Source organism: Acrocarpospora sp. B8E8, assembly GCF_039871605.1.
GTDB classification, from domain to species: Bacteria; Actinomycetota; Actinomycetes; order Streptosporangiales; family Streptosporangiaceae; genus Acrocarpospora; species Acrocarpospora macrocephala.
Genome location: NZ_JBDPLV010000068.1, coordinates 1 through 10,981 on the forward strand (window position 1 = coordinate 1; position 10,981 = coordinate 10,981).

Here is a 10,981-nt window from a genome sequence, read left to right on the forward strand (position 1 = left end):
CGCCGCTACATCCGGTCCGGTGGTGGTGCGGAGTCCGGAGAGGCAGGGCAGGGGAAACGCGCCGCTACATCCGGTCCGGTGGTGGTGCGGAGTCCGGAGAGGCAGGGCAGGGGAAACGCGCCGCTACATCCGGTCCGGTGGTGGTGCGGAGTCCGGAGAGGCAGGGCAGGGGAAACGCGCCGCTACGTCCGGTCTGCCGGGGGTGGGGGGTCGGGGAGGGGTAGGGCGAAGGCGACGGCCTTGCCGCCGGTGACTCGGTTGGTCGTGGAGATCTTGGTGGGGTAGGCGCCGCACCAGCCGCGGGACAGCCGGTGTACGACGTCCAGGCCGCGGCCCGACTCCAGCAGCAGCGGGTCGGGGATGGCGTCGATCTGATCGAGGGTCAGATGCACGGCCCCCGGTCCGGGGATCGCCGGTAGGGTCTCCGAACCGTCGACGACCTCGCACACCACCACCGGGGGGCTCCGGTAGAGGCGGAGTTCGAATGGCCCGCAGGCGTGGCGCAGCGCGTTAGTGACCAGTTCCGAGACCATCACCACGCCGTCGTCGATGGCGTCATTGCCCAGGCCCAAGCCGGTCAGCACGCCCCGCATGAGATCACGGCTGCGCATCACGGCGCGTGATCCCTCGGCCAGTGGCCAGGTGGCGATCGATGCGGCCCGGTCCAAGCCGGTCTCCGCGAATCTTATGAGCGGCGAGGCGAGCGCGGACTCCGTCCCTCTCACACGGTCCCTCTCACACGTCGATCTCCCGGGCATACGCGCGGCTGGACAATCCAAATGTGCGGAACGTCCTAAGTATCTATCGGTTTCGGCCCGCGATGCAAGATGACCAAGCCTCCGAAAACCACGAAGAGCCGGGGGTTCCGGCTCTTCGCGAAACTCGGCATAACGTGGGGAAACTTGGGTCAACCTGGGGAAACTCGGAAACGACTGGTGAGGGGGTCAGCTCAGGTCGTATTCGCCGTCCTTCACCGCGTCGACGAAGGCACGCCATTCCGATGGGGTGAACTCCAGCACGGGACCGCGCCCGCGCTGTTTGGAGTCGCGCACGCCGACAACGCCGTCGGCGCCGCCGATGCTGGCGACCTCGACACAGTTGTCCCCGCCGCTGGAGCGGCTGGACTTGCGCCAGTTGGTGAACTTGCTGTTCTGGTTCATGAACCGTCTCTCGGACAACGGCTAATTCTGGACTGTACAAAAGTGTCGCATGTTCAGATTGTGGTCGTGCACGCTTGAACCGGACGTCTCAGCGGCCTTGCCCGGCACGCCATACAGATGGATACTCGGCACGATCTAGAACCTCGGACCGTATGGAACCCGGAGATATCCAGCCGGACGGACAGACAAGGGGTCGGACAGGTGTCTGACAGCCACGAGTCGGAACCCATCAGGATCGACACCACCGCGGCCCACTCGGCCCGGGTGTACGACTACTGGCTGGGCGGCACCACCAACTTCGCCGCCGACCGCGCCGCCGGCGACGCCGTGCTCGCCGCCCGCCCTGGGCTCCGCTACAGCGTCCAGGCCAACCGCGCGTTCCTGGTCCGGGTCGTGCAGTGGCTGGCCGCCGACATGGGCGTACGGCAGTTCCTGGACATCGGCACCGGCATCCCCAGCAAGAACAACACCCACGAGGTCGCTCAGGCGGTCAACCCGGCCACCCAGGTGGTCTACGTGGACAACGACCCGATCGTGCTCGCGCACGCGCACGAGTTGCTGAAGTCCACCCCCGAGGGCGCCACCGACTACATCAACGGCGACCTGCGCGACACCGAGAAGCTGCTCCGCGGGGCGTCCAGGACGCTGGACTTCAGCCAGCCGGTGGGGATCCTGCTGCTCGGCGTCATGCATCACATCCCGGACGAGCACGACCCGTACGGGATCGTGGCCCAGCTGGTCGCCGCGGCGGCCTCCGGCAGCTACCTGGTGATCTCGCACCCGGCCAGCGACCTGCTCCCGGACACCCAGGGCGAGGCGTCCAAGCGCTACAACCAGCATGTGGCCACCGGGCAGCGGCTACGCTCCCGGGAGGAGGTCGCCCGGTTCTTCGACGGCCTGGAGCTGGTCGAGCCGGGGCTGGTCCAGTGGCACCAGTGGCGGGCCGGGGACGGCTCTCCCGATGGCGCGATCACCGGCCACAGCGGCGTGGCCAGGGTGCCATAGAACGTTCGGAGGATGCCGATGATCAGTCCTTATGTGCGGCGGCTGCGGCTGGCCACCGAACTCCGGCACCTGCGGGTCAGCGCCCAGCTCACCCACGAGCAGCTCGCCAAGCGCATCGGGCTGCCGCGCGCGCAGATCTCCCGGCTGGAGAACGGCCATGTGGTGGACCTCGCCGACATCATGGCCATCCTGGAAGAGCTGGGCGTGCACGGCGAGCGGTGGACGCAGATCATCACCATCGCCCGGGAGGCCGGGGAGCGCGGCTGGTGGGAGTCGAACAAGGCGATGGGCGAGCGGCAGGCCCTGTTCGCCGACCTGGAGGCGGGGGCGGAGACCATCCGCGAGTTCCAGATGACCTTCCTGCCCGGCCTGCTGCAGACGGCCGAGTTCACCCGGGCCCGGGCCGAGACCGACCGCAGGGACGGGGCGGACGGCTACAAGCCGGACAAGGCGGCCGAAGCGCGCCTCGGGCGCCAGCGCATGCTGCGCCGCCCGGGCGGGCCGAGCTACGAAGTGATCATCGATGAGGTGGCCGTGCGGCGCCGTGCGGCGCCTCTGGAAGTGGTGCAGCAACAGCTTTATCACCTTGCGGCTACCGTCAACGGGGACCCGAAGATCACCCTGCGGGTGCTGCCCATCGACGCGGTCATCGACGGCTACAGCCTGCCGCGGTCGGCCTTCTCGATCTACACCTTCGCCGATCCCGGCGACCCCACCGTGGTGGCCGTGGACACCGTCACCGACGATCTCGTCCTGACCGAGCCGGACGCCGCGACCCGCTACGAGACCCTTTTCACCCGCATCCGGGCGGCCGCGCTGACCCCGGACGAGAGCCTGCAGTTCCTGATCAAGGCGGCTCGAAACCTACCGAATGGGCATAGCTCCGCGTAACCAGGAGCAGGTTCGGAACGTTCCCACGCCGCGATCGCGCCGTGGCGGCGGGTGACGCCCCCGGAACGCCGGGAATCGGCCCTCCCCTATCGCCGCCGACCGAATCCGCAGGTCATCGCGGCCCCAGTTATATTTCCCGGGTTAACTACCGCCCCTGGCAAACTCGAATGCAATTCCCGCTTTATATCCCGGGCATTCAAGTTCTCTATAGAACTTCGCGCTTCGCAAAAAATGGGGTCTACCCATTCAGGTGGCCCGCATGTAAGCATGTCGTCAATTGACTCCGGGTCGAAAGGCGTGTCAAGTGACAGTGTCCGAGGCCCTGGGTGACCGCCTCCGGCAACTCCGCAAGGAGGCGGGCCTGACCCAGGATCGATTGGCGCGGCGCGCACATGTTAACGACAGTTACATCTCTCTGATCGAGACGGGACGGCGGGTTCCGTCGCCCGAGGTGACGGCGGCATTGGCGGCCGAACTCGGGTGCACGGCGGAATACCTGCTCTACGGGAAGGCGGGAATCCCGGTGCAATACTCGGTCGAGACACGGAGCGCGGCCAACCGCCGGCTGCTCCGCCCGCTGAAGCGCCCCCTGGCCGGGTTCCGCCCTGGTGACAAGGTCGAATACCGCCAGTCGGGGGCGCTGCTGATGATCACCTACATCCGCCGGGTGGGCGAGAGCGCGGTGCCCGGTCAGTGAAGCTTGACAGCGACTCCACCCAGGATGTGACCGGGGACGTAATCAGGCGCGGACGCGCCGGGGACGTCCCCGTTCGGGTGCCAGTCCTGCACCGGGACGACCCCGGGGTGCAGAATGTCGAGCCCGTCGAAGAACTGAATGATCTGAGCCCGGTCGCGCGGATAAAGCGGCTTGTTGGTTCGATTATATATTTCGAGAATTCGCTCTTCGTCTTCTTGATTGGCCACATCCCCGTGTTTACTGTGAGATAAGACCAGATAACTTCCCGGCGGCATCGCGCGCATAATACGGCCCACGATGTCATGCGGATCGTCAGCGTCGGAGACATAGTGCAGGACAGAAGTGAGGATCACGCCGACCGGCCCGTCGAAATTGATCATTTCGTTCAGGCGGGGATCGGCCAGGATCTTTTCGGTCGCGCGCATGTCGCCACTGGTGGCCACCGTGTTGCCGTCGGAGAGGATCGCCTGGATGTGGGCGAAGACGATCGGGTCGTTGTCGACGTACACGACCCGGGCCCCCGGCGCCGCCGCCTGGGCCATCTGATGGGTGTTCTCCCTGGTCGGGAGGCCACTGCCGATGTCGAGGAACTGCCTGATCCCACGCTCGGCGAGGTAGTTCACGGCACGCTTGAGGAACGCCCGGTTCCCCACCGCGACGTCGGCGGCGTCGGGCGCGACCTTGAGGAGTTCCTCGGCCGCGACCCGATCGGGAGCATGGTTGTCGCTCCCACCGAGTAGATGATCATAGATTCTGGATGCATTCGGACAGTCATGGTCGAACACGTTCTGCCGCTTCATGTAGTCACCCTCGCCGGTGCCCATTGAGCTAGCGTTTGATCACTTTCACCGATCAACCATAGCAACCCACGCTATTCACGTCAGGTGTGGATCATGTGGTCATGCCATCCGGAGTTTCCCCGCGAACGACATGAACGTGCCTTGACCGTCGCGAGTATATGACTACATGCCCGACATAGCCGATAATTCCGAGGGAAGAATTTTTCCTTTTCCGGGTGGGCCGAATCCGCATTTCCGGCCGTACTGGATTACCAGCCCCGAGCGGCCCTCCGGGCCTCCTGCGCCTCGACCTGGAACCCCAGGTTCTCCAGGTCCGCCGCAGCCTGCTCAGCCAGCTTCCTGGCTTCGTCCAGGGAGCCCTGAGCTGCGTGCATGGCGGCGATCCTGACCCGGCAGAGGGACGGCCGCCGGTCGTCGGCGGCGATCTCGAACAGGCCGGCCGCGCGGGTGTAGCGGGTGATCGCCTCGGCGGGGCGGTCCAGGCCCGCGAGGGCGTCCCCGGCGAACTCCTCGAAGGCCGCCTCGGCCAGGATGTCTCCGGTCTCCTGGCCCAGCACGCGGCCGTGATCGCACAGCTCAAGAGCTTGATCGTGATGACCCGCGGCGATCTTGACGGCGATCAGCGTGTCCAGGGCGAGGCACTCGTAGACGCGCTCGCCGCTCTCCCTGGCCAGCTTCTCGGCCCGGGTGTGCGCCGACTCGCAGAGCTGGATCGCCTCGTCGTGGCGGCCCTCGGCGGCGGCCACCAGGCCGAGCACCCGCAGGCAGGCCACCTCGGAGGGCGCGTCCTCGACCTCGCGCGCCAGCTTGAGGCCGCGCTCGGCGTCCGCGGCGGCGGCGTCGAAAGTGCGCTGCCGGTGCCCCACCAGGGCCCGCCAGGCCAGCGACCTGGCCACCCCTTCGGCGTTCTTGACCTGCTCGAAGGCGTCCAGGCTTGCGGCCAGCAGCTGGACCGAACGCGGCTCGTCGCCGGGCTGCCTGGCCACCACGGCGGCCAGGCGGAGCCGGGCCTCGGCGGCCAGCCGGGTGTCCTCCTCGGCCAGCGCGGCGGTCATGACCCGCTCCCACATGTCCTCGGCCTCGCGGTGGCGGCTCTGGTGGCACAGGAACGACGAGAGCCGCAGGGCCAGCCCGTACGCCAGCCGGTAACGCCTCTCCTCGCAGGCCAGGCGGATCGCGGCCAAGATATTCGCACATTCGGCGATGAACCAGACACCAGGGCCGGAATCGATCAGGTGCCGGGCCTCGTCAGGGGCGAAAAGTTCCACGTTCAGCCGGGCGGGGCGAGGAAAGTGTGGCTCTCCGGGTAGGCGGGCGTCGGCCCGGTCCACGAGTTCCAACCAGCCGAGCAGCAGCCGCTCCACGGCCAAATCCCGCTCGCTGATGTGATCCTGCAGCTGCGCCTCGGCGTAGTCCCTGAGCAGGTCGTGCTGCCGGTAGCGGGGCTGCCCGACGGTGCCCGCGCTGACGGTGACCAGCAGGCTCCGGTCGGACAGCGTCTCCAGCAGCTCCTCGGCCTCCAGGGTGCCCAGCAGCATGGCGATCAGCCAGACCGGGAAATCGCCTGGCCCGGCCAGGGCGAGCACCCGGAACGCCTGCTTGGCGGGCCCGGGCAGGGCGTCGTAGCTGTCGGCGATGCTGGCGCTGACGGTCATCTCGTTGGCCCGCAGCGCGCGCAGCCGGTCGCTGAGCCGCCCGGCGAAGTAGGCGATCGGCCAGTTGGGCTGGGCGGACAGCCGGGCGCCCGCGATCCGCACGGCCAGCGGGAAGCCGCCGCAGGCGGCCATCACCTCGTCGGCGGCCGCCGGCTCCGCGGCCACGCGGTCGGCCCCGATGATCTCTTCGAGCAGGCGCAGGGCCTCCTGGCGCCGCAGCGGTTCCAGCCGAAAGGGACGGATACCGGCCCCGCCCGTGAGGTAGGCCCGGGACGTCACGATGACCGCGCACCCGGCCGTACCAGGCAGGAAGGGCTGGACGTGCTCGGCGCCGGCCGCGTCGTCGATCACCACGAGCACCCGGCGGCCGGCCAGCATGGACCGGAACAGCGCGGCCCGCTCCCCCGTGCTGGCGGGCAGGCTGTCGGCCGGGGCGCCCATGAAGGCCAGCAGCTCGCCGAGCACCTCGGCGGCCTCGCGCGGGTGCGCGGACATCCCGGCCAGGTGGATGTAGATCTGGCCGTCGGGGAAGGCGGCGCGCAGCCGGTGCGCGATGTGGATGGCCAGCGCGGACTTGCCCACCCCCGGCGGGCCGATCAGGGAGGCGATCGGCACGCCCGTCACGTCGGGTCCCGGGGTCAGGAACTCGGCCACCCTGGCCACCTCGTCCTCCCGGCCGGTGAAGTCGATCACGTCGGGCGGGAGCTGGGCCAGCGGCGGGGGCGGCGGCGCCTGGGCGGGCGCGGCGGCGGCCGGGGCGGGCGCCCTGGTGTCCAGCACCAGGGCCTCGTCGTCCACGTCGATGGCGTCCCTGAGCTGGCGCAACGCCTGGCCGGGGCCGCTGCCGGCCTCGCGCAGCAGCAGCGCGGAGACCGTGTCGAAGTGCCGGAGCGCCTCCGCCCGGTAGCCGGAGCGGTACAGGGCCGTCATCAGCAGCGCGTGCAGCTGCTCGGAGAACGGGTCCTCGGCGATGCCGCGGCGCAGGTCGCCCAGCACGTCGCGGTGCTCGCCGAGGTGGATGCGCTCGCGGAAGAGGGAGATCTGGGCGGCTCTGCGCTCGAAGACCAGCTCGTCGCGGAGCAGCCGGAGGCGGGCGGTGTGGTCGGGCAGGTCGGCCAGCGGGGGCTCCCCCTGCCCCCAGAGGTTCAGCGCCTCCTGGAGCGTGCGCACGGCCTCCTCGTGCTCGCCCCGGCGGACCGCCTCGGCGCTGTCGGCGACCAGGGCGCGGAACCGGTGGGCGTCCAGGGTGTCGGCGGGCTCGAACTCGATCCGGTAGCCGCCGGAGCCGCCGGCGGGGATCCGCCCGGGCAGCACCCGGCGCAGCTGGGACAGGCAGGTCTTGAGCGAGCCGTCGCGGGCATATCCGTCACCCCAGACGGCCTCCATCAACTCGCCCGGTGACAAGCCCTGCTCACCGGCCAGCAGAAGCGCGCACAGAGCCCTTCTCTTGATCGGCGAAATGGCCAGCGGGCCGCCCTCATCCGGGATCACTTCCAACCGGGTCAAGATCCGGAAGTGCAACGCCTGGGCCCCCAATCCGCTCGGAGGTACGCGCGATCAACATGACATTCAGCGGGAATCCGTTGAAAAGCGCGTAGTGGAGATACTACTGCCTTTCTGTCTCCAGGCCATGACTAAACGCTGACTGGCTTGCAACCTTCCGATTACCGCTCCTGGATAGCGTTCAACTCCCCGGACAGGCAGGAGTTTCCCTCATGTCACCAGGGCGCGCATCTGATCCCATCCGTATCTCGGTCCGACTGCTTCTAACTGGCGAGGGAAGTGCCGGAGCCGAGAAAGAACTAGTCACAATATATAATTTTGGTCAAGCCTTAAGGGTGCCTTAATGCTGAAGAGGAGGCGCTGAAGTGGGCGACTGGGAGGTCTCGCCAGATCCTCGCGGCCCGGCACTGCCTGACGCCGAACCCCCGCCAGGCCGTTTCGTCGTGGACGGTCACCCCATGCACGGGGTGTACCGGCGGCCCACCAAGGCCGCGTTCTGCGATCTTCTCGTCACCTGGAACGGCCATCGGCTGTGGCAGGGCGAGGAAGCCGCACGCTTCACCGTGGACGCGTCCCCGCTACTCAGCATCTGGAACCTCGTCTACGCCGACGACTACGCCGCCTCCGGCTGGCTGGTCCGCGCCCGGGCCGACCAGGCGGGACGGAGCCTGCAGTGGGCGAGCCCGGAACCGAGCGGGCGGGCCAACTGGATCGATCTATGGAAGGCACGGGCCCTGCTCGACGGCCTGCTGCCCTTCGCCCGGCTGACGCTGCCGGAGTCCGACGCGCTGCGCTGGTGCGCCGCCGCCGGGCGGGCCGGCGTGATCGCCAACATCACCCGGGACGTCCCCGCGGACCCGCTGGCCGAGGCCGGCAACGATCTGCTGCTCGTCACCGCGTCCCGGGACGAGACGTACGGGCGGCTCTTCCCGATCGACGCGATCATCGACGGTTACCGCGAGGTGCTGCCGAAGGCGATCGCGGAGCGGGAGATCGAGTCCCTGGAGTATCACCGCACCCTGTCGCTGGCCACCTACGTGGCGGCGCACTGCCAGCTGGACGAGGTGGGCGGCGCGGTCCGCGGGCTCACCCTCGGCTATCCGGTGGCGGTGACCGTGGCGCAGATCGTGGACGACGCCTTCCCGCTGACCGACCCGGACGCGATCACGGCGACCGGGCGCGCGGTGCCGTACCGGCTGGAGGGAGCGGATCCGGTGGACGGCGAGTTCCAGCTGGAGATCCCGTCCTGCCCGTACTCGTCCCACGCGCACGCGCGGCTGCGTGACCCGCTGCCTGCCATGGGCGCCGAGCTGGTCGAATTCGTCCGCGGAAACTGGTCGCCGGAGTTCCTTCCCGGATCTGAGGTGAATTCGCTTGAGGAGCTGTCCGGGCGGACTTACGTCCTGTCGGTGGCTTATGTGCATTACCTCGTCTCGCGCGCGTTCGAGGCGCGCCCGCTCGATTCCGAGGTGCACGCGTATATCTGCTGCCTGCTCCGGGATCTCGGGCACGAGCCCCGGCAACTCGTCAACGAGGTCAGGCTCATGGAACGCGCCGGGCTCCGGGGGAAATCTTGACAGGTCGCATTGACAGGTGCCGATGACCACGCCAGCGCTTATGACAGATAAGGGATGTTCCGTCCGGGAATGCCACCGGACCGTCCTGGCCCTTGGCGTTTGCGCGCAGCATTACTACGGCGCGCCCGACAAACGCTCGACGTGCTCGGCCGACTGCGACCGCCAGGTGCACCGGCGCGGCCTGTGCACCTCGCATTACCGGGTCTGGCGGCTCGCCGTGGCGTCCCCGTGCTCCATCGAGGGCTGCGAGCGCCCGGCCGCCGACAGCGGCATGTGCGGCCTGCACGTGCAGCGGGTCCGCAAGTCCGGCCGGCCCGGCGAGGCGGCCTCGCGGCTGCGCTCCACCGACGGGCTCTGCGGCGAGGACGGCTGCGAGTTGAAGATCTTCACGCGCGGGCTGTGCCGGGGGCACTACCTCGCGCACGGGCTGCCGTGCTCGATCGACGGCTGCGAGAAGCCGGTGGTAGCCCGCAAGCTCTGCGGCATGCACTACGCGCGACTGTCGAAGACCGGCGACCCGGGGGACGCGCGCCCACGCCGTGCCCGGCAGAGCGAGCGCCCGGCCGAGCCGCGCGATGAGCGGCCGGAGGCGAACCGGCACCTGTGCGCGATCGAGGAGTGCGGGCGGGCGGTGTGGAGCCGCGGGCTGTGCGGCATGCACTACCAGCGCCGCCGCGCCTACGGCGATCCCACCCGGGTGCCGCCGCGCTGGGAGCGGCGCCCGTGCGCCGTGGAGGGCTGCCAGGAGCGGGCCAGGGATCTCGGCCGCTGCCCCCGCCACGCGGCCCAGCTGCGCCGCGAGCGGATCAGGGAGCGCGCCGCCAAGGCGCCGCGGCCCGAGGCGGTCATGGCGCTGGCCGAGGCCGCCGAGGCGGCCCGCCGCTGGCGCGAGGTCTCCCAGGAGGTGGCCGCCTGCCGCCGCGACCGCAACGATCTGGTACGGACCTTCGCGGTGACCGCGGGCGAGAACGCCAGCGCCCGGCTGGCGGCGGCGTCCGGCCTGCGCCAGGGCACGCTGCGCCAGATCATCGCCCGGCGCGGGACCGACCAGGAACACCTGAACCAACCTGAGCGCCTGAACGAACCCGAGGGCCTCGCCGAGACGGACCGCGCGGACCGGCCCGAGCAGGGGGTGGAACCCGGGCGGCTGGCCGAATGGCGGCCGCTGCTGACCGACCTGACCGCGGCGGGGGCGGCGATCGCCCGCGCCGACCGGGAGCGGGCCGAGCTGATCGTGGCCTGCTGGGAGAGCGGCGCCACCAACGCCGCCGCGCTGCGCCGGGCCAGCGGCCTGCCCAAGGCCGAGGTCGAGCGGATCCTGCTGGCCGCCCGCAGCAACGGCTACCAGCGGCAGCCGGGGCGGGGCCGGCACGCGCCGCCGTCGCCGGTGGTGGAGGCGCTGGAGCGGGTGGTGGCCGAGATCGCCGAGCTGAACCAGCTGCGGCAGGGCGCCAGCCTGCGCCTGCTGCAGGGCATCGGCCGGCTGAGCGAGATCCTCACGCACATCGCCGACGCCGAGCTGGCCGCGCGCGGGAAGCGGGACCAGCTGATCGCCGAGTGCTGGCGGGCCGGGACCCAGAACCTGTCGCTGATCGAACGCAGGACCGGCCTGTCCCAGGCCACCGTCTACAAGGCGCTGCGCGACCACGGGATCAACCCGCCCGAGGTGCGCAGATAATCCGGCCTCCGGGGG

Annotated in this window: 9 protein-coding genes; 5 read left to right on the top strand and 4 right to left on the bottom strand. The window is 69.6% G+C overall.

The genetic code is table 11. The features are described from left to right. Positions 1 to 182 precede the first annotated feature (182 nt). A complete protein-coding gene (locus ABGB08_RS42920) occupies positions 183 to 725 on the bottom strand; it encodes an ATP-binding protein (RefSeq protein WP_347602870.1) in 543 nt (180 codons plus the stop codon). Between the two features lie 219 nt (positions 726 to 944). After that, positions 945 to 1,178 carry a DUF397 domain-containing protein gene (locus tag ABGB08_RS42925; RefSeq protein ID WP_347602873.1) on the bottom strand — a complete coding sequence of 78 codons (234 nt, stop codon included), beginning with the start codon at positions 1,176 to 1,178 and terminating at the stop codon, positions 945 to 947. A 183-nt stretch (positions 1,179 to 1,361) separates the two neighbouring features. Here ABGB08_RS42925 and ABGB08_RS42930 point away from each other — a divergent pair, with 183 nt between their 5' ends. The 3 genes from ABGB08_RS42930 (at position 1,362) to ABGB08_RS42940 (ending at position 3,753) form a co-directional block, all read left to right on the top strand. Next, positions 1,362 to 2,165, top strand: a complete 804-nt coding sequence (locus ABGB08_RS42930; RefSeq protein ID WP_347602876.1) for an SAM-dependent methyltransferase — start codon at positions 1,362 to 1,364, stop codon at positions 2,163 to 2,165. An 18-nt stretch (positions 2,166 to 2,183) separates the two neighbouring features. Further along, complete coding sequence (locus tag ABGB08_RS42935) at positions 2,184 to 3,056, top strand: helix-turn-helix transcriptional regulator (RefSeq protein ID WP_155352199.1); 873 nt, start codon at positions 2,184 to 2,186, stop codon at positions 3,054 to 3,056. Between the two features lie 304 nt (positions 3,057 to 3,360). Next, the gene (locus ABGB08_RS42940) at positions 3,361 to 3,753 is read left to right on the top strand and encodes a helix-turn-helix transcriptional regulator (protein WP_170322233.1); all 393 of its coding nucleotides are present in this window, start codon (positions 3,361 to 3,363) and stop codon (positions 3,751 to 3,753) included. Here the strand turns inward: ABGB08_RS42940 and ABGB08_RS42945 are convergent. Then, positions 3,747 to 4,577: an SAM-dependent methyltransferase gene (locus tag ABGB08_RS42945; RefSeq protein ID WP_246267970.1), complete on the bottom strand. Its 831-nt coding sequence runs from the start codon at positions 4,575 to 4,577 to the stop codon at positions 3,747 to 3,749. The two genes, ABGB08_RS42940 and ABGB08_RS42945, sit on opposite strands and share 7 nt — an antisense overlap. Positions 4,578 to 4,801: 224 nt before the next feature. Beyond that, positions 4,802 to 7,714 carry a BTAD domain-containing putative transcriptional regulator gene (locus tag ABGB08_RS42950; RefSeq protein WP_347602881.1) on the bottom strand — a complete coding sequence of 971 codons (2,913 nt, stop codon included), beginning with the start codon at positions 7,712 to 7,714 and terminating at the stop codon, positions 4,802 to 4,804. A 362-nt stretch (positions 7,715 to 8,076) separates the two neighbouring features. Here ABGB08_RS42950 and ABGB08_RS42955 point away from each other — a divergent pair, with 362 nt between their 5' ends. Continuing rightward, positions 8,077 to 9,288 carry a hypothetical protein gene (locus tag ABGB08_RS42955; RefSeq protein ID WP_347602884.1) on the top strand — a complete coding sequence of 404 codons (1,212 nt, stop codon included), beginning with the start codon at positions 8,077 to 8,079 and terminating at the stop codon, positions 9,286 to 9,288. A gap of 40 nt (positions 9,289 to 9,328) precedes the next feature. Continuing rightward, entirely contained in the window at positions 9,329 to 10,966 is a 1,638-nt protein-coding gene (locus ABGB08_RS42960) for a hypothetical protein (protein WP_347602887.1), read from the top strand. Positions 10,967 to 10,981 lie beyond the last annotated feature (15 nt).

Excerpts from the sequence above, each read along its gene's own strand:
- ABGB08_RS42935 (WP_155352199.1), top strand. The coding sequence starts at position 2,184 with ATGATCAGTCCTTATGTGCGGCGGCTGCGGCTGGCCACCGAACTCCGG.
- ABGB08_RS42945 (WP_246267970.1), bottom strand. The coding sequence starts at position 4,577 with ATGGGCACCGGCGAGGGTGACTACATGAAGCGGCAGAACGTGTTCGAC.
- ABGB08_RS42960 (WP_347602887.1), top strand. The coding sequence starts at position 9,329 with ATGACAGATAAGGGATGTTCCGTCCGGGAATGCCACCGGACCGTCCTG.